Origin of the sequence: Microbacterium yannicii PS01, assembly GCF_000304335.1 — a bacterium.
Classification (GTDB): Bacteria; Actinomycetota; Actinomycetes; order Actinomycetales; family Microbacteriaceae; genus Microbacterium; species Microbacterium yannicii_A.
In genome coordinates, this window is record NZ_CAJF01000035.1 from 1 (window position 1) to 18429 (window position 18429).

General features: G+C 69.7%; 19 protein-coding genes. 16 read left to right on the forward strand and 3 right to left on the reverse strand.

What is annotated here, in order from left to right; all coding sequences use genetic code 11:
• Positions 1 to 96 precede the first annotated feature (96 nt).
• The 12 genes from hpt (at position 97) to lysS (ending at position 11700) form a co-directional block, all read left to right on the forward strand.
• Positions 97 to 648: a hypoxanthine phosphoribosyltransferase gene (gene hpt / locus WYM_RS16215; protein WP_019181894.1), complete on the forward strand. Its 552-nt coding sequence runs from the start codon at positions 97 to 99 to the stop codon at positions 646 to 648.
• A gap of 367 nt (positions 649 to 1015) precedes the next feature.
• Positions 1016 to 3022 carry an ATP-dependent zinc metalloprotease FtsH gene (ftsH, locus tag WYM_RS16220; RefSeq protein ID WP_019181895.1) on the forward strand — a complete coding sequence of 669 codons (2007 nt, stop codon included), beginning with the start codon at positions 1016 to 1018 and terminating at the stop codon, positions 3020 to 3022.
• Positions 3023 to 3031: 9 nt separating this feature from the next.
• Positions 3032 to 3643 carry a GTP cyclohydrolase I gene (folE, locus tag WYM_RS16225; protein ID WP_019181896.1) on the forward strand — a complete coding sequence of 204 codons (612 nt, stop codon included), beginning with the start codon at positions 3032 to 3034 and terminating at the stop codon, positions 3641 to 3643.
• On the forward strand, positions 3640 to 4485 hold the full coding sequence (gene folP / locus WYM_RS16230; protein ID WP_019181897.1) for a dihydropteroate synthase: 846 nt from the start codon (positions 3640 to 3642) through the stop codon (positions 4483 to 4485). Before folE ends, folP begins: the two co-directional genes overlap by 4 nt.
• On the forward strand, positions 4458 to 4832 hold the full coding sequence (folB, locus tag WYM_RS16235) for a dihydroneopterin aldolase (protein WP_019181898.1): 375 nt from the start codon (positions 4458 to 4460) through the stop codon (positions 4830 to 4832). The genes folP and folB overlap by 28 nt, the downstream gene beginning before the upstream one ends.
• Positions 4829 to 5386, forward strand: a complete 558-nt coding sequence (gene folK / locus WYM_RS16240) for a 2-amino-4-hydroxy-6-hydroxymethyldihydropteridine diphosphokinase (protein WP_019181899.1) — start codon at positions 4829 to 4831, stop codon at positions 5384 to 5386. Before folB ends, folK begins: the two co-directional genes overlap by 4 nt.
• Positions 5383 to 5880 carry a DUF3180 domain-containing protein gene (locus WYM_RS16245; RefSeq protein ID WP_019181900.1) on the forward strand — a complete coding sequence of 166 codons (498 nt, stop codon included), beginning with the start codon at positions 5383 to 5385 and terminating at the stop codon, positions 5878 to 5880. Before folK ends, WYM_RS16245 begins: the two co-directional genes overlap by 4 nt.
• Positions 5822 to 6454: a PH domain-containing protein gene (locus tag WYM_RS20560; protein ID WP_026059877.1), complete on the forward strand. Its 633-nt coding sequence runs from the start codon at positions 5822 to 5824 to the stop codon at positions 6452 to 6454. The genes WYM_RS16245 and WYM_RS20560 overlap by 59 nt, the downstream gene beginning before the upstream one ends.
• Positions 6451 to 8370: a PH domain-containing protein gene (locus WYM_RS20565; protein WP_157525283.1), complete on the forward strand. Its 1920-nt coding sequence runs from the start codon at positions 6451 to 6453 to the stop codon at positions 8368 to 8370. Before WYM_RS20560 ends, WYM_RS20565 begins: the two co-directional genes overlap by 4 nt.
• Positions 8367 to 9077: a Rossmann-like and DUF2520 domain-containing protein gene (locus WYM_RS16260; RefSeq protein ID WP_019181903.1), complete on the forward strand. Its 711-nt coding sequence runs from the start codon at positions 8367 to 8369 to the stop codon at positions 9075 to 9077. Before WYM_RS20565 ends, WYM_RS16260 begins: the two co-directional genes overlap by 4 nt.
• Positions 9077 to 9922 carry a pantoate--beta-alanine ligase gene (gene panC / locus WYM_RS16265; RefSeq protein WP_019181904.1) on the forward strand — a complete coding sequence of 282 codons (846 nt, stop codon included), beginning with the start codon at positions 9077 to 9079 and terminating at the stop codon, positions 9920 to 9922. The genes WYM_RS16260 and panC overlap by 1 nt, the downstream gene beginning before the upstream one ends.
• A gap of 233 nt (positions 9923 to 10155) precedes the next feature.
• Complete coding sequence (lysS, locus tag WYM_RS16270; RefSeq protein ID WP_019181905.1) at positions 10156 to 11700, forward strand: lysine--tRNA ligase; 1545 nt, start codon at positions 10156 to 10158, stop codon at positions 11698 to 11700.
• Between the two features lie 50 nt (positions 11701 to 11750).
• Here the strand turns inward: lysS and WYM_RS16275 are convergent, their stop codons facing one another.
• A complete protein-coding gene (locus WYM_RS16275) occupies positions 11751 to 13073 on the reverse strand; it encodes a DUF4192 family protein (RefSeq protein WP_019181906.1) in 1323 nt (440 codons plus the stop codon).
• A gap of 140 nt (positions 13074 to 13213) precedes the next feature.
• Between WYM_RS16275 and WYM_RS16280 the strand changes: the two genes are divergently transcribed.
• The 4 genes from WYM_RS16280 (at position 13214) to WYM_RS20570 (ending at position 17230) form a co-directional block, all read left to right on the forward strand.
• Complete coding sequence (locus WYM_RS16280; RefSeq protein ID WP_019181907.1) at positions 13214 to 13477, forward strand: hypothetical protein; 264 nt, start codon at positions 13214 to 13216, stop codon at positions 13475 to 13477.
• A 52-nt stretch (positions 13478 to 13529) separates the two neighbouring features.
• Positions 13530 to 14996, forward strand: a complete 1467-nt coding sequence (gene cls, locus WYM_RS16285; protein WP_019181908.1) for a cardiolipin synthase — start codon at positions 13530 to 13532, stop codon at positions 14994 to 14996.
• Positions 14997 to 15119: 123 nt separating this feature from the next.
• Positions 15120 to 15857 carry a hypothetical protein gene (locus WYM_RS16290; RefSeq protein ID WP_019181909.1) on the forward strand — a complete coding sequence of 246 codons (738 nt, stop codon included), beginning with the start codon at positions 15120 to 15122 and terminating at the stop codon, positions 15855 to 15857.
• Between the two features lie 458 nt (positions 15858 to 16315).
• Entirely contained in the window at positions 16316 to 17230 is a 915-nt protein-coding gene (locus tag WYM_RS20570; protein WP_019181910.1) for an endonuclease domain-containing protein, read from the forward strand.
• Between the two features lie 160 nt (positions 17231 to 17390).
• On the opposite strand, the gene WYM_RS16300 is transcribed toward WYM_RS20570, so the two are convergent.
• Both WYM_RS16300 and WYM_RS16305 read right to left on the reverse strand, forming a co-directional pair.
• Positions 17391 to 17621 (reverse strand): helix-turn-helix domain-containing protein, encoded by a 231-nt coding sequence (locus WYM_RS16300; RefSeq protein ID WP_019181911.1) that lies wholly within the window; start codon positions 17619 to 17621, stop codon positions 17391 to 17393.
• Positions 17618 to 18244, reverse strand: a complete 627-nt coding sequence (locus tag WYM_RS16305) for a hypothetical protein (protein WP_019181912.1) — start codon at positions 18242 to 18244, stop codon at positions 17618 to 17620. Before WYM_RS16305 ends, WYM_RS16300 begins: the two co-directional genes overlap by 4 nt.
• Positions 18245 to 18429: the final 185 nt, after the last annotated feature.

Here is an 18429-nt window from a genome sequence, read left to right on the forward strand (position 1 = left end):
GGCGTCGTCGAGCCGTCGCAACCGGCCGTGTCACGGCGGACCACGCGGCCATGTGCGACGGCTCGGCGTCTCGCTCTGCCCGCCTAGACTCGACGCATGCGTGCGGCCGACGTCTCCAGCGACATCACCGAAGTCCTCGTCACCGAGGAGCAGATCTCAGCGAAGCTGGAGGAGGTGGCGGCCCGCGTCGACGCGGACTACGAGGGCAAGGATCTCCTGCTGGTCGGCGTGCTCAAGGGCGCGATCATGGTCATGGCCGACTTCTCACGGGCGCTGAAGGTCACGGCGCCGATGGACTGGATGGCGGTCTCGTCCTATGGCGCCGGCACGAAGTCGAGCGGTGTGGTCCAGATCCGCAAGGACCTCGACACCGACATCCTCGGCAAGCACGTCCTCATCGTCGAGGACATCATCGACTCGGGTCTGACCCTCAGTTGGCTGCTGGAGAACTTCACCGCCCGAGGCGCGGCATCCGTCGAAGTGTTCGCGCTGCTGCGCAAGCCCGAGGCGGCCAAGGTCGAGGTGCCGTGCAAGTACGTGGGCTTCGACATCCCCACCGAGTTCGTCGTCGGCTACGGCCTCGACTACGCCGAGCGCTACCGCAACCTGCGCGACGTCGCGATCCTCGCCCCCCACGTCTACTCCTGACTCCCTCTCCTCTCTTCTCGTTCCTCTCTCGCGGCCCATCTCTCCGCGGCGTCCCACTCGCAGGTCTAGCGGAGCGGGATCATCCGGAGAGCGCGCGGGCTCGGGACTGGCGGGCGCCGCCGACGAAGTCGACGCCGCGGGTCGCGCGCCGGAGGATGATCCCGCGCAGCGGTAGCCCGGACATGGATCCCGCGCAGCGGTAACCGGACATAGTCCGCGCTCTGCAACACCCCACACGATTACGCCCGGGGCGAATGCACAGTCAGCCCCTAGGAACGCCGCGATACCCTGAATCCACCCGTCGGCGGCCGAGAACCGGCTGGCGCGACGGTTCGTCGACGAAAGGGGTCGGGCCCGCGCCCGCACCATGGACTTCAAGAAGATCACCCGCAACCCGCTCTTCTACGTCCTGCTGATCGGGATCTTCCTCATCGTGGGGTTCTCGCTCATCTCGAGCCTGAACGGCGCGAAGCAGATCTCGACGCAGGAGGGGCTGGAGCTGCTGGCGGGCGACACCGTCTCGGAGGTCGTCAACACCGACGGCGACCAGCGCGTGGACATGAAGCTCTCGGACGCCTATGAGGGCGCCACCGATGTGCAGTTCTACTACGTGCAGGCGCGCGCCGAAGAGGTCGTCGATGCGGTCAACGCCGCCGACCCGGAGGACGGCTTCAACGACACCGTCCCGCGCCCCACGTTCTTCGACGGCTTCATCTCGCTCCTGCTGCCGATCCTGCTGCTGGGTCTGCTGTTCTGGTGGCTGCTGTCCAGTGCGCAGGGCGGCGGCAGCAAGGTCATGCAGTTCGGCAAGTCGCGCGCGAAGCTCGTGACCAAGGAGATGCCGCAGGTCACCTTCGCCGACGTCGCCGGCTCCGACGAGGCCATCGAGGAGATGCAGGAGATCAAGGACTTCCTGAAGGACCCCTCGAAGTTCCAGGCCGTCGGCGCCCGCATCCCGAAGGGCGTGCTGCTGTACGGCCCTCCCGGAACCGGAAAGACGCTGCTCGCCCGCGCCGTCGCGGGTGAGGCAGGCGTTCCGTTCTACTCCATCTCGGGCTCGGACTTCGTCGAGATGTTCGTCGGCGTCGGCGCGAGCCGCGTGCGCGACCTGTTCAACCAGGCGAAGGAGACCTCTCCGGCCATCATCTTCATCGACGAGATCGACGCTGTCGGCCGTCACCGCGGCGCGGGCATGGGCGGCGGCCACGACGAGCGCGAGCAGACGCTGAACCAGATGCTCGTCGAGATGGACGGGTTCGACCCCAAGGTCAACGTCATCGTGATCGCGGCGACGAACCGTCCCGACATCCTCGACCCGGCGCTGCTGCGCCCGGGCCGCTTCGACCGCCAGATCGGCGTCGATGCCCCCGATCTCAAGGGCCGCAAGAAAATCCTCGAGGTGCACGGTCGCGGCAAGCCGCTCGCAGACGGCGTCGACCTCGAGGTCGTCGCCCGCAAGACGCCGGGTTTCACCGGCGCCGACCTCGCGAACGTGCTCAACGAGGCCGCGCTGCTGACGGCGCGCTCCAACGCGCAGCTGATCGACAACCGTGCGCTCGACGAGGCGATCGACCGCGTGATCGCCGGCCCGCAGCGCCGCACGCGTGTCATGAGGGACAAGGAGAAGCTCATCACCGCCTATCACGAGGGCGGGCACGCCCTCGCGGCGGCGGCGATGAACCACACCGATCCCGTCACGAAGGTGACGATCCTCCCGCGCGGCAAGGCGCTCGGCTACACGATGGTGCTGCCGCTGGACGACAAGTACTCGGTCACCCGCAACGAGCTGCAGGACCAGCTCACCTACGCGATGGGGGGCCGCGTCGCCGAGGAGATCGTCTTCCACGACCCCACCACCGGCGCCTCGAACGACATCGAGAAGGCGACCGGCATCGCCCGCAAGATGGTCACCGAGTACGGCATGACCAACGACGTCGGACCGGTCAAGCTCGGCCAGTCCTCGGGCGAGGTCTTCATGGGCCGCGACATGGGACACGGCCGCGACTTCTCGGAGCGCATCGCCGAGCGGGTCGACGTGCAGGTGCGAGGCCTGATCGAGCAGGCGCACAACGAGGCGTACGAGGTCATCAACGACAACCGCGAGATCCTCGACAAGCTCGCCCTCGAGCTCCTGGAGAAGGAGACGCTCGACCACCTCGAGCTCGCCGAGATCTTCAAGGACATCAAGCGGCTCCCGCCGCGCCCGCAGTGGCTGTCGAGCGAGCAGCGTCCGCCGTCGACGCGTCCGCCCGTCGATGTTCCGGCGCGTCGTGAAGAGGCGGGCCTCGCCGCGAACGTCGAGTCCGAGGAGCCGGTCGCCGAGAAGGCTCTCACGCGCCGCCCGACCGGGCAGGCGCGTCCCGCGACCGCGTAGGCTCGGCCCGTGGCCGTCGACCGTGAGCGTATCGCCGCGCTCGTGCGCGAGCTGCTCGAGGCGATCGGAGAGGACCCCGATCGCCCGGGCCTGAAGCAGACGCCCGAGCGCGTCGCGGGCGCGTACGCCGAGTTCTTCGCCGGAGTCGGCGAGGATGCCTCGGCCCCCCTCGCCCGCACGATCTCGGTGACTCGCGGCCCGGCGCCGGACACCCTTCCGTCCGGCGCGGTCATGCTGCGCGACATCCGCTTCCGCTCGGTGTGCGAGCACCACCTGCTCCCGTTCCGCGGTCACGCCCACATCGCGTACCTGCCCGGCGAGCAGGTGGTCGGACTGGGCGCCCTGCCGAAGGTGGTCGAGATCCTCGCGTCCCGTCCCCAGGTGCAGGAGCGCCTCGGCGAGCAGATCGCCGACGCCATCGCGGGCTCCCTCGACGCCCGTGGCGTGCTCGTCGTGCTAGACGCGTCGCACGAGTGCGTGACGATGCGCGGCGACCAGCAGGCGGACGCCTCGACCGTGACCATCGCGGCGCGCGGCGAGTTCACCGAGCCGGCGGCGCGCGCCGAGCTCATCGCGCTGCTGTCGGCACCGTCGCACGGTGCCCGGGGGAACCGCGAATGACGCTCGTCATGGGCATCGTGAACGTCACGCCCGACTCGTTCAGCGACGGGGGACGATATGCGGATGCCGAGGCCGCCGTCGCCCACGGGCTCGCTCTGCGCGCGCAGGGCGCTCACATCCTCGATGTCGGCGGTGAATCCACGCGTCCGGGCGCGGAGCGGGTCGACCCGCGCCTCGAGCAGGATCGCGCTCTTCCGGTGGTGCGCGCACTCGCCGATGCCGGGATCGCGGTGAGCATCGACACCATGAACGCCGTCACCGCGGTCGCCGCCGTCGAGGCCGGCGCCCGGATCGTGAACGATGTGTCGGGCGGTCTCGCCGATCCCGAGATGTTCGCCGCCGTCGCCTCGAGCGGCGCCGACATCGTGATCTCGCACTGGCGCGGCCATTCGGCCGACATGTACGCGCGAGCGCAGTACGCCGACGTCGCCACCGAGGTCGTGACCGAGCTCGCATCGCGCGTCGACGAGGCCGCCGCGGCCGGCATCGCGCCGTCGCGGGTGATCCTCGATCCCGGTGTGGGGTTCGGCAAGAAGGGCGCACAGAACTGGGCGACGCTGCAGGGACTCGGGCGCCTCGTCGCCGTGGGTCCGCGCGTGCTCGTCGGAACGAGCCGCAAGCGGTTCCTGGCCGAGGCGCTCGCCGAACCGCGCGAAGAGGACCCCGCCGAGGTCTCCGAGGACCGCCGCGATCTGGCCACCGCCGTGACCAGCGTCCTGGCCGCGCAGGCGGGCGCCTGGGCGGTGCGCGTGCACGATGTCGCAGCCACCAGCGATGCTCTCGTGGTGGCTCGCAGCTGGGAAGGAGACAGCCGATGGGCGTCGCCGACGAGATCTCGCTGACCGGTCTGCGGGTCTTCGGCCGTCATGGCGTCTACGAGGACGAGCGCCGCGTCGGCCAGGACTTCGTGATCGACCTCGTCCTGCGGCTCGACACGCGACCGGCCGCCGCGAGCGACGACGTCGCTGACACCGTGCACTACGGCGAGCTCGCGCAGCAGGTGGCGGACATCGTCGGCGGCGAGCCGGTCGACCTCCTCGAGACGCTCGCCGACCGCATCGCGCGCCACGTGCTCGCCGGCGACCGCGTCGACGGGGTGCGCGTCACCGTGCACAAGCCCGATGCCCCCATCCCGCTGGCGTTCGCCGACGTCGCGGTGACGATCGAACGAGCCAGGGAACAGTCATGAACCGCCGCCTTGCCGAGGGTCTGCACGCCGAACCGCCCACCTCCGAGCACCACAGCGTCGAGGCCGTGGTGGCGCTCGGCGCCAATCTCGGCGATCGCGCCGAGACGATCGCTGCCGCGGTGAAGGATCTCGCGCGCCTGCCCCTCGTGGACGAGGTACGCGTCTCGGAGCCCATCGAGTCAGTCGCGATGAAGCCCGAGGGTCCGGATGCCTCGGCACCGGCGTACATCAACGCCGTCGCCGTGCTCTCCACCCGTCTGGCGCCCACCGTGCTGCTGGGCTACCTCCACGCGATCGAGTTGCGCTACGGCCGATCGCGCACCGAACGCCGGTCTGCGGGCGAAGCCGGTTGGGAGGACCGCACGCTCGACCTCGACCTCATCGCGTACGGCGACGTCGTCAGCGACGGGCCGAACCTGCTGCTCCCGCATCCGCGGGCCGCGGAACGCGAGTTCGTGCTGGCGCCGTGGCTCACGGTCGACCCCGACGCCGAGCTTCCCGGGGTGGGCCGGGCCGACGCGGCTCTCGAGCGGCTGCGCAGGAGCAGCACGTGAAGCGCACCGGTGCCGGTGTTCTCCTCGTCGCCGCGGTGCTGGGCGCCGCGGCGGGGTTCATCGCCGACCAGCTTCTGACCTCAGCCGGGCGCGCCACCTTCACGCCTGCAGTGACGCTGCCGATCCTGCTCGTGCTGCTCGGCGCGGTGGTCGTGGCACTGTCACTCCCCATCCGCCGGGCGACCCGCGGTACCGGCACCGCCCCGGTCAACCCGTTCCGGGCGCTCCGGGTGGCGATGCTCGCGAAGGCGTCGAGCATCGTCGGCGCGGCGATCGGCGGACTGGGCGTGGGGCTGCTGATCTTCCTCACCAGCCGACCGGTCGCACCCTCGCTAGGCTCGGTGGGAACGGTCGTCGCGACGGCCGTGTGCGGCGCTCTGCTCGTCGTCGCCGGACTCGTCGCGGAGCACCTGTGCACGATCCGGAAGGACGACGATGACGAACAGCCCGGCGGCGAAGAGCCCGGACTCGAGCCCCGAATCCACGGCCACTGACCCGGTGGGCGTGAGCGAGGCCGAGGCGTCGGCCGCGGCATCCGTCCCCGTCGACGGAGGGACGTTCACGCGCCTCGCCGAGCCGCGCTCCGAGAACAGGCTGGTTCTCGAGGGCGGGGTCTGGCACCAGATCTCGCCGAAGTACGTGCGGGTGCAGTTCATCGCGAACGGCTCGTTCCTGCTTATCGTCGTCGCCGCGACTCTCGTGCTCACGCTGCTCATGCACCAGTGGTGGGCGTGGATCCCGGGCGGCATCCTCACGCTCATCCTCGTGTGGACCCTCGCGATCCTGCCGCGGCAGGCTCGCTCGATCGGGTACCTGCTGCGACAGGACGACCTCGTCTTCCGCCGCGGCATCCTGTGGCAGCGCTTCGTCGCCGTGCCGTATGGGCGCATGCAGCTGATCGACATCACGCATGGGCCGCTCGATCGTGGCTTCGGCATCGCACAGCTGAAGTTCGTCACCGCGGCCGCGGCCACGGGAGTGGTGATCCCGGGCCTGGAGCAGTCGACGGCCGAGACCCTGCGCGACCATCTCGTGGCCGTCGCCGAGAGCCGGCGCACCGGGCTATGACGACGCAGCCCGATCCCGGGGTTCCCGAGCCCGGCTCCGCGGTTCCGGAGCCCGTCGCTCCGCCGCCCCCGTACGTCCCGCCTGCGACCGGCTCGGCGGGTCCCGAGCCGACCCCCGCGGTCCCTGAGCCGACCTCCGGGGTCCCTGAGCCTGTCGAAGGGCCGCCGGCGCCCCCGCCCGAACTGGTGTCCTCGCCGCTCAGCGATGGGGAGTGGCATCGGCTGCACCCGCTCACCCCGCTGCTGCGGGGCGGACTGGTGCTGATCGTGGTGATCGGCATCATCATCGCGAACCTGCGCGACCGCCTCCTGGTCCTGTTCCTTCCCTGGCTGGCTCCTGAGGTCGGCGGCGACATCGAGGACGAGCTCTCTGACGACGCCGTGCAGTGGCAGGGTGGCGGTGACCCGATCGACTTCATCGTCGCCAACAATCTGTATCTCCTCGCCGCGCTCGCGGTCCTCGCCGCCCTGCTCGTGGTCGTCGCTGTGTTCTACCTTTCGTGGCGGTTCCACACGTTCCGCATCACCGGCGACGATGTCGAAGTGCGCAGCGGCATCCTCTTCCGCACCCAGCGCCGTGCGCCGCTGGACCGCGTGCAGGGCGTGAATCTGACGCGTCCGATGATCGCCCGCCTGCTCGGCATGGCCAAGCTCGAGGTCGTCGGCGCGGGAACGGACGCGAACGTCAAGCTCGAATACCTGTCGACCGCGAATGCCGAGGCGGTGCGCGCCGACATCCTGCGTCTGGCATCGGGCCAGCGCTTGGCCGAGGGAGCGGCTGCCGGCGCCGCACGGGCGGGCAGCCGCGTCTCGGCGCTCGGCCAGACGGTCGGCCGCGAGCTCACCGGCATGATCGAGGGCTCCGAGGCGCCCGTCGCCGTGCCCGACTCGGTCGTGAACATCCCGGTGGGACGGCTCGTGGCATCCCACATCGTCAGCATGTCCACCGTGATGCTCGTGCTCGGCACCGCCGCCGTGATCTGGGGCGTCGCCCAGGGGACGACATGGCTGCTCTTCGCGTTCGTGCCGGGCATCATCGGCTTCGGCGCGTACTGGTTCCGTTCGATCGTGCGCTCGCTGCGGTACTCCATCGCGCCGACGCCCGACGGCGTGCGGATCACGTTCGGCCTGCTCACCACTGTCACCGAGATCGTGCCGCCCGGCCGGGTGCACGCCGTCGAGGTGACGCAGCCCATCCTGTGGCGCCCCTTCGGGTGGTGGATGGTGCGGATCAACCGCCTGACGGGTCGCAGCGTGAGCGACACCACGACGGACCAATTCACCACCGTGCTGCCGGTGGGAACCGCGGCCGACGTCGAGCGCGTCCTGCGCCTGCTGCAGCCGTCGGTGCCCGACGAGGAGTGGGCGCTCATCGCCCGCGAGGGCTTCGCCGGGCCGGCCCAGGGCGACTCGTTCACGAACTCCCCGGCGCGGGCGTGGTGGATCCGTCCGCTGTCGTTCCGCCGCAACGGGTTCCGCCTCACCGGCGATCTGCTGCTGCTGCGGCGCGGCATGATCTGGCGCAAGCTGACGCTGCTGCCGCTGGCGAGGCTGCAGAGCCTCGGGCTGCACCAGGGGCCGCTCGACCGGCTGACCCGCGTGGCCAACGCGCGGGCCCACGTCGTCACCGGACCCGTCTATCCCAACCTCGCCGCCATCGACCTGGACGCCGCGCTGGCCCTCTTCGAAGACGTCGCACGAGAGACCGTCCGCGCGACGCTCGAGGATCGCACGCATCGCTGGGCGCAGGAACAGGATGCCGCGTCCGCCGTCCGAACGGCTGATTCGGGTGGAGCCGCTTCCGATGTCGCCTTCGCCGCCGCTGTGCCGGCAGGCGCCGAGGCCCGAGAGCTCGAGCACCGGACCGCGGACCGGGTCGAGCAGAGTGCGACGGCGCCCCGGGAGCCGCGCGCATGACCCGAGAGGGACGCCTCGGGATCGGCGTGATCGGGGCGGGCCGCGTCGGTCCGGTCATGGGCGCGAAGCTCGCCGGCGTGGGACACGCGCTGGTAGGCGTCACTGCCGGCTCCGACCCCGACCGCGTCGCGGCGATCCTCCCCGGCGTGCCCGTCCTCGAGGCGACCGAGGTCGCCCGGCGCAGCGAGCTCGTGATCGTCGCCGTGCCGCACGATCAGCTCGCGGGACTGGTCGCGGGGCTCGCCGAGGTGGGCGCTTGGCAGCCGGGGCAGCTCGTGCTGCACACCGATCCGGCGTTCGGCGCCGGCATCCTGTCTCCCGCCGTCGCCCAGGGGGCGATCCCGCTCGCGGTGCATCCGGCGATCGCGTTCACGGGCACGTCGATGGATCTGCGCGCCCTCGAGAACTCGTACGCCGCCGTCACCGCCCCCGGCCCGGTGCTGCCGATCGCCCAGGCGCTGGCGGTCGAGCTCGGCTGCGAACCGGTCGTGATCGCCGAGGACGCGCGTCCGGCCTACGCGGAGGGCATCGCTACGGCCCGGGACTTCTCGCTGTCGATCGTCCGGCAGGCGACGCGGCTGCTCGCCGAGGCAGGCGTGCCGTACCCTGGCTCGTTCCTCACCGCGCTCGCCCACACCACGATCGACCACGCGCTGGCCGAGGCGGGCGAAGGTCCGGGCATCGATCCCACGGCTACGATCCAATGATGATCAGCACCACCAGCGAGCTGCGCAGCCGGCTCGCCGAAGTCCGCGCGGCTTCCCCCGGCGCCCGTATCGCACTCATCTCGACGATCGGCGCCCTGCACGACGGCCACATCGACCTCGTGCACCGGGCGCGGGAGGTCGCCGACATCGTCGTGGTGTCGATCTTCGTCAACCCGCTGCGCTTCGCGAACCCGGCCGAGCACGCGGCCTATCCGAGGACGCGCGAGGACGACGAGCGCCTGCTGGCGTCGCTGGGCGTCGACATCGTGTTCGCACCCGAGACGGCGGAGCTGCTGCCCGACGGCCCCTCGACGACGAAGATCAGCGCCGGCGACATGGGCCTGCGCTATGAGGGCCGGGCGCGCCCGTACTACTTCGATGGACTGCTCACCGTCGAGGCCAAGCTCTTCCACCTCGTCCGCCCCGACGTCGCCGTCTACGGCGAGCGCGATCGGCAGCGGGTGTTCCTCGTGCGCCGCATGATCCGCGACCTCTTCTTCGACGTCGAGGTCGCGACGGTCGAGACCGTCCGCGGCGACGACGGCCTCCCGGTCTCGACCCGCGTCGGCATGCTCGAAGACCGCGACCTCGCCGCGGCGACGCTGCTGCCCGCTGCGCTCGACGCGGCCGCGTCCAACGCCGACCGGGGCGTGGACGCCTGCATCGCGGCGGCGCAGTCCGCCCTCATGGGCGAGCCCCGCATCCGCCTGGAGTACCTCAGCGTCGTGGACCGCGAGACGTTCCTGCCCGTCGACGAGGGCCATCAGGGTCCGGCCTTCGCGCTCATCGCCGCGAGCGTCGCCGGTCACCGCTTCATCGACAACGCCGAGATCTACATCAGCTGACCGGTTCCGAGTCAGACGGGCGCCTGGCCGGGGCCTGCGTCTCGCTCATGGACCGCCCGTCCGTCTTGCTCAATACAGGTGTTCTGGCGTAGGCAGGACGATGTCCGCGAGATCGGCCCTGTGCTCGGCAGAACACCTGTTGCGGGCGATAGCCGCGGCGGTCGACGGCTCAGCCGACGCCGAGGAACGCCGTCGATAGACTGGGGGGTCCGCGTTCCGAGGAGCCCCCCGTCATGACCGACACGACCGCGCCCGCCGAGGGCCCCGCCGAGCCGACCGACCCCTCGGTCGCCGAGCTCGCCGAAGCATTCGAGCAGAAGGCCGTGCGGCTGGCCAAGCGCGAGCGACTGATCGCGGAGCGAGCGGATGCCGCGGGCGGGGCGTACCCCGTCAGCCTCCCGATCACCGACACGATCCCCGCGCTGCGCGAACGCTACGGCGATCTCGAGGCGGGTGCTGAGACCGGCGTCACCGCCGCCCTCGCCGGGCGCGTCGTGTTCAGCCGCAACACCGGAAAGCTGTGCTTCGCCACACTGCAGGCCGGCGACGGGAGTCGCATCCAGGCGATGGTGTCGCTCGCCACGGTGGGCGAGGAGTCGTTGCAGGCCTGGAAGGAGCTCGTCGACCTCGGCGACCACGTCTTCGTCTCGGGCGAGGTGATCTCGAGCCGCCGCGGCGAGCTGTCGATCATGGTCTCGGAATGGCAGATCGCCTCCAAGGCGGTGCTTCCCCTCCCCAACTTGTACAACGAGCTGAGCGAGGAGAGCCGCGTCCGCAGCCGCTTCCTCGACCTGATCGTGCGCGACCGTGCTCGCGAGACCGTCGTCGCGCGCGCGAAGGTGAACGCGAGCCTGCGCGAGACCTTCACCTCGCACGAGTTCATCGAGGTCGAGACCCCGATGCTTCAGGTCCAGCACGGCGGGGCATCGGCTCGCCCCTTCATCACCCACTCGAACGCGTTCGACGCCGACCTCTATCTGCGGATCGCGCCGGAGCTGTTCCTCAAGCGCGCCGTCGTCGGCGGCATCGACCGCGTGTTCGAGATCAACCGCAACTTCCGCAACGAGGGCGCCGACTCGACGCACAGCCCCGAGTTCGCGATGCTCGAGGCCTATCAGGCGTACAGCGACTACAACGGCATCGCCGACCTCACCCAGGAGCTGATCCAGAACGCCGCGATCGCCGTCGCCGGATCGACCACCGTGACGTGGGCGGACGGGACCGAGTTCGATCTCGGCGGCGACTGGGCGCGGCTCTCGATGTACGAGTCGCTGTCGGAGGCGGCGGGCCGGACGATCACCCCCGAGACCCCGCTCGACGAGCTGCGGGCGCTCGCCGCCTCGGCCGGTGTCGAAGAGCCGCCGCACGTCATCCACGGCAAGCTCGTCGAGGAGCTCTGGGAGCACTTCGTCAAGTCGCAGCTGACCCGGCCGACGTTCGTCATGGACTTCCCCCTCGACACCAGCCCACTGGTGCGCGAGCACCGCTCCCTTCCGGGAGTCGTGGAGAAGTGGGATCTGTACGTTCGCGGCTTCGAGCTCGCGACGGGATACTCCGAGCTCGTCGACCCGGTCATCCAGCGCGAGCGCTTCGTCGAGCAGGCCAAGCTCGCCGCCCGCGGCGATCTCGAGGCGATGCGGATCGACGAGGAGTTCCTCCGTGCGCTCGAGCACGGCATGCCGCCGACGGGCGGCATGGGCATGGGCATCGACCGGCTTCTCATGGCGATCACCGGACTCGGCATCCGCGAGACGATTCTGTTCCCTCTGGTCAAGTAGTCAGCCCCGATTCCCTGCGGGTCAAGTAGCCAGCATCCGGGGCTGAGTCCTCAGGCCGTCCGCCGGAACGCCCAGTCGGGCAGATGCCCGGCGTGCACGAACGACAGCACGATCTCCGACAGACCGTGCTCGGGCTCGATCTCGCAGGCCTGCGTCGCATACGCCTCGGCGTGGGTCGACCGGCCCAGCGCCCATGACAGCCAGGCGCACATGGCGAGCGGACCCGGTCGCGAGAGGCGCGGAGCGAGCGCGGCGACATGGCGCACGAGCTGGAGCGCCGTCTCCAGGCGGGCAGGATCCGGCCGCTCACCCTCGCCCCACATCCGCATGGCGAGATCGGCCGGGTACTCCTCGCCGGACTCCCATCGCAGCTGCGCGTCCAGCGCGTCATCGCCCTCCCCGAAGTCGCCGCTCCACTGCACGAGCGCGATGTCGCGCAGGGACGGCCGCGACAGGCACCACACCAGCGCCGCGGTCTCGTAGGCGCTGAGCGTCTCGACATCCCACGTCAGGGCGCCTTCGAAGAGATCCGGCAGATCGTCCAGGAGGCACACCGCGACGAGCGCGTGCGGGTCGACGCGCTCCTGGTCTGCCGGCCCGGACGCGTCGGATCGGGCTTCCCCGCTCATCGGTGGTGGCACGGGCGCGAGGTCGGCCGAGCTCGCCGATCCACGTCGCCCCGCCCACCGGGTGTTCCGTGAGCCTCCAGCGTCGGACCCGACGGCCCGGATCGGATCGCCGCCGTCGTGATCCGCGGTGTCACTCTTCACGCCCGCTTCCGACGCGGCGTCCTCGCCGCAGAGCACCCCGACCGCGCGGTTGAGAGCGGCGAGCGCTCGCCCGGTCCTCTCGCGCTCGGCGAGGTCGTGGTGGGGCAGATCGGCGCCCGACGCCTGGTCGCCGCTGGGTTCCGGGATCCCCGCTAGCGCGGACGACGTGCTGCCGAGCTCGGCCAACGGCCGCCCCGCGTCGGGACAGGCCGGGTCGAGGTACGAGCCCCATCCGTCGGCGGCGACCCACAGCGCATCGGTCATGCGCAGCCCGCACGCGTCGGCGCGGCGCTCGAGAGCCGCCGCGATCTCGTGGTGCGGCATCCCCCCGCCCGCGAACGTGGCGTCGGTGTAGACGATCGTGGCCACGGCGTCGGCTTCGGGCAGCCGGCATGTCATCCCGATGACGGTCGAGGCGATGCGGTCGACGGCGTCCTCGCCGTCGTGGGCGGACTCCGGAAGATCGAAGCGCATCGCGCCGAGACTGCGCGAGCCATGGAACGGGATCATCACGAGGCTTCGCGACGGCTGGTAGCCCAGCATGCGAGGGACGAAGGCGAGGAACTGGGCGGCATCCGCCGCTTTGACGATTGTCGAGGTCATGACGACTGAGCCTTGTGGCGACGCGTTTCGGAGGGAAGGCCTGTGGATGAGCGCCGACGGATACCCCCGTGCATCTCCTCCTGTGGAGGAGGGGATGCTCATGGAGAAAGCGTCGATCGGCCCGGCGTATCCTGGAACACATGGACGAGTACTGGGTAGCAGTCGTGTGGACGCTGCTGCCGACCATCGTCGTCAGTGCGATCTTCTTCTTCGTCCTCCGCAGCATCATCCGCTCCGACCGCACCGAGCGCCGCGTCTATGCGCGCATCGAGGCCAAGGAGCGCGCCAAGCGGGGCCTGCCTCCCGTTGCCACCGCCGTGCAGACACCTGCCCCGCAGGCCGTGACCGGCACCCAAGGGCGGGCTGCGGCATCCGAATCCCCCTCCTCCGCGTCCGAGCTCTGACGGTGCCCCCCAGTACGCTGGGGACACCGCGCTCGATGGGGGAGGACGCCGGGTGATTTCAGTCACGATCGATGCGACGTGGTGGGTGCTCGTCGTCTTCGTCGTAGACCTGGCCATCCGCATCGCAGCGATCATCATCGTGCCGCGCAATCGCCGGCCGACCGCCGCGATGGCGTGGCTGCTCGCGATCTACTTCATCCCCATCATCGGGGTGTTCCTGTTCCTGCTGATCGGCAATCCACGGCTTCCGCGGAAGCGCCGTCGCAAGCAGGAGCGCATCAACCAGTACATCCACGACACCAGCCAGTCGCTCGACTTCGGCACTCTGCGCCCGCACGCCCCGGGCTGGTTCACGTCGCTCGTGACCCTCAATCGCAACCTCGGCGCCATGCCGCTGGCCGGCGACAACGCGGCCCAGCTCATCCCCGACTACCAGGCGAGCCTCGACGCGATGGCCGACGCCATCCGCCAGGCCGAGCGGTACGTGCACGTCGAGTTCTACATCTTCCAGTCGGATGCCTCGACCGACAACTTCTTCCGCGCGCTCGAAGAGGTCGCGGCCCGGGGCGTCCCGGTGCGGGTGCTGCTGGACCACTGGGCGAACCGCGGCAAGCCGTACTACCGGCGCACTCTCAAGCGCCTCAGCGCGATGGGGGCGCACTGGCATCTGATGCTTCCGGTGCAGCCGTTCAAGGGCAAGTACCAGCGACCCGACCTGCGCAACCACCGCAAGCTGCTCGTGATCGACGGTCGCGTGGCCTTCACCGGATCGCAGAACATCACCGCCTCGACCTACAACCTGAAGAAGAACATCAAGCGGGGCCTGCACTGGGTCGACCTCATCGCCCGCATCGAGGGCCCGGTCGTGGCATCCGTCAATGCGGTCTTCCTCAGCGACTGGTACAGCGAGACCGACGAAGTGCTCACCGACGAGATCGACCTCTTCGACGTGCAGTCGGGGCCCGGCGACCTCGACTGTCAGATCGTGCCGTCGGGACCGGGGTTCGAATTCGAGAACAACCTCAAGCTCTTCGCGGGCCTGCTCTACGCCGCCCAGCGAAAGATCATCGTCGTGAGCCCGTACTTCGTGCCGGACGAGGCACTGTTGCTCGCGATCACGACGGCGTGCCAGCGCGGCATCCACGTCGAGCTCTTCGTCTCGGAGGAGGGCGATCAGGCGATCGTCTACCACGCGCAGCGCAGCTACTACGAGGCGCTGCTGCGCGCAGGCGTGAAGATCTGGATGTACGAGAAGCCGTACATTCTGCACACCAAGAGCCTCACGATCGACGACGAGGTCGCGATCATCGGCTCCAGCAACATGGACATGCGCTCGTTCGGTCTCAACATGGAGATCTCGATGCTGGTGCGCGGCGAGGAGTTCGTGCGCCAGATGCGGGTCGTGGAAGACAAGTACCGCTCGCTCAGCCGTCACCTCACGCTCGAGGAGTGGGAGGGCCAGCCCCTCCGCTCGACCGTGCTCGACAACCTCGCCCGCCTGACCTCGGCGCTGCAGTAGGCGATCGCGTCGACAATCGTGACCGGTGCGTTATCGAAGGCCCGAGATTCCGGGCGCGATTGCGACACCATAGGGGTGACGGATGCCTCGGGGGATGGCCTCCGCGTATCGAAAGGCCCTCGCATGTCACGTCGTTCTCTCTCCACCCTCGCCGGGTCGGCGCTCGCCCTCTTCCTCGCCGCGGCGCTGACCGCGTGCGCGACGCCGACCGATCCGGGCTCCGCGCCGACGCCCTCGGCGAGCGGTGGCGCGTCGGACGACATGGGCGGCGACATCGAGCTGGATGCGGCCTGGCTCGACAACGGCCGGATGATCGGCATCGTGACCGAAGGGTCATCGACATGCGTGCCGACGGCCGGTGAGGCGACGTACGCGGACGGCGTGCTCGAGGTCGAGCTCGTCGACCCGCCGGCCGACACCGCCTGCACGCGCGACCTCGTGCCCCGCGTGACGCTGGTCGGCGTGCCCGAAGGCGTCGACCCGACGCAGACGCTCGAGATCCGGGTGACCGGCGAGACCTACATGGGCGACACCGACCTCGACGGCGTCGCCGGCCTCGACCCCAGCGGCGAGACCGAATATCTGCCGAGCGCCGGCTGGACCGGCGACGACGGCCAGTTCGTGATCCTGACGTGGGGATCATCGAGCTGTGTGCCCGAGGTCGAGGGTGTCACCGCCGCCGACTCCGAGGTCACCGTGACCTTCGTCACCCCGCCCGCCGACCAGGTCTGCACGATGGACATGGCCCCGCGCGGCACCCTCGTCCAGGTCGACGGGCTCGACGACGATTCCGAGGCGTTTGCGATCCTCACCGGCGGCGAGTTCGACAACATCCGCATCCCGATCGTCGGCAACGACTGACAGCGGCTCGCTCCGGATGCCGTGGCTCGCGGCATCCGTGATCCGAGCGTTCGACCGCCGCCTCGTCGTCCGACGCTGCGCGTCTGCTTTGCCGCGCGCTTCCGGTTCCCTCGGCAGTCACTTTGCGCGCATCATGCCTGCGTTAACCCACAGCTTCTGACTGCTGAGCTCCGTGCCCTCCGCTGCGCGGTCAGAAGTTGCGGTCGACGGGGAGCTCGGGTTGCACATCGTGACTGCGGAATTCGAGCGGAGCTGTGGAGACGGTCTTGGGATTCCACAGTTGCGGGGGGATGAGGCGAACCCCGGTAGCTGCGACGGGCAGGTTGGAGGGCATGCAGCGGAGTGGTATCCCGGAAGAACTCGGTAGCGCCTTCACGGTGGCGGATGCCCGAACAGCAGGTGTCACCGGGTCGAGGCTGCGCGGGCAGGATCTCGACGCACCGTATCGAGGAGTCCGAGTGATCCGCGACGGAAACTCCAAGAGCGCCGAAGGAGCAGTCGACCCTGAGATCGTCGGCGCCCCCAGGGAGTCCGGGTTGCGTCCCGCCGTCAGCGGGGAGGCGAAGAGTGCCGCCGCCGGTGAGCTGCATCGCCGCGCGATGATCCTCGCGCTGACGATGCCCTCCAACCAGTTCTTCACGCATGTCACCGCAGCCGTTCTCTGGGGATTGCCGGTGCCGGCCTCACTGCTCCGGGATGCGTTCGGACGACTACGCGACCTCGACGTCGGTGTCTTCGCGCCGCTCCGGCACCCGCGGCGGGCTGGAGTGCGCGGTCATCAGCTGAAGCGCGGCAGAGCTCGTGTCGTGACGCACGAGGCCCACGCCGTTCGGCTCACGACCCCCGCGAGCACATGGGCGGCCCTCGGTGCGGTGATCATCGACCACTACGACCTCGTAGCGGTCGCAGACGCCGTCGTGCGCGAGAAGATGTTCAGCGATGACCCTCCGCCCCTCGCGACGCTGGAGCAACTTCACGCCTCACTGGCCGCTGGGCGCCGCGTGGGGGGACCGGCCCTGCGGCAGGCATTGCCGCGTGTGCGGACGCGCTCGGCTTCGCGGATGGAATCGCGTTGCCGGCTGATCCTGTCCGATGCCGGACTGCCCGAGCCGCAATTGAACTACATCGTGTTCGATCATGACGGAAAGTTCGTCGCCTGCGTCGACATGGCTTACCCGCGACAGAAAATCGCGATCGAGTACGAGGGCGAGCATCACCTGCGAGACCCGGAGCAGTGGGCGAAAGACATCGCCCGGTACGAGGCACTGGCGGCGGCGGGCTGGTTCGTCGTCCGCGTGACCAAGGCTGACGTCTTCGATGGGCGGCACGACCTGATCCGACGCGTCCGCCAGGCTCTGCGCGCCCGCGGCTGACCCCCGCGGCTGACCGCCGCGGCTCAGCAGTCAGTTTCGGCGCATCCCCGCGCCCTGTACGCACACATACTGACTGCGGAGCAACGTCGTTCGCTGCTCCGCAGGCAGAAAGTGCGGACAAGAGCCGGGCGTCACGACGAGAACTAACTGCGGACCTGATTCAGTCGGCACGCACCAGCAGGTCGCCGATCTCGCAGTCCAGGGCGCGGCAGATCGCCGACAGCGTCGAGTAGCGGATCGCACGCGCGCGATCGTTCTTGAGGATCGACAGGTTCACCACCGTGACGCCGACCAGCTCCGACAACCGCGTGAGGGTCATGCCGCGCTCATCGAGCAGCTCGTCGAGCCGACAGTGGACCCCGCTCGGGCCCTCGTCCTCCGCCGGCGTCATACGAGCAGCTCGGTCTCGCGCTGCAGGCGTGCGCCGATCGCGAAGGATGCGGCGACGAGCGCCAGGGCGAAGCCCCAGCCCACGGGGGCGAGGTCCAACTCCACGAGAAGGATCCAGAAGACATCGGTGACCTCCGACGAGGAGGCCGCGAGGTCGTCCACGAGCATCGCGCGACCGAAGGCGCCCAGCAGCTGGCCAAGGACCCCGCCCGCGAGCACGAGGCAGGCGACGACGCCGATCGCATGAGACATCGCCGGACGGAAGGGGCGGGCCCGCATCAGCGAGACGCCGAGCCACCACGCCACGATGCAGACGCCGATCGTCGCCAGCGCAGGGAGTGCCTGCTCCAGCAGCAGCATCCAGCTCACTCCCGCCGGAAGCGAGGTGAAGGTCACGTCGGCAGATGCGTAGTTCGACGCCGTGATGTCGGGGACCGCCGAGAGTCCCGGTACGTCGCCTCCGGCCACGGGCATCCGAACGGTCGGGCTCTCGCCGAAGATCTCGATCCCGGCCCGGACGACGGCTACCAGAGCTGCCACCGCGACGCTGATCGCGCCCGTCGCGATCAGCCCGAGAGCAAAGCCTTCGCCGCGCGAGACATGCCGGCGTACGGTCCCGTTCATCTGCCACCTCCATATCGATAAACGTTGTTATCGAAAAACGATAAGCCCCACGGATGCCGCAACGCAAGGCTTCACCCAGAAGTCCAGACCGCTATGCCCACGGCGAACACGGGCATGCGGCATCCGCCCTCTCGTTACCCTCGATGTAAGGCGCCAGGAGTGCATCACCGCACCGATACGCCCCG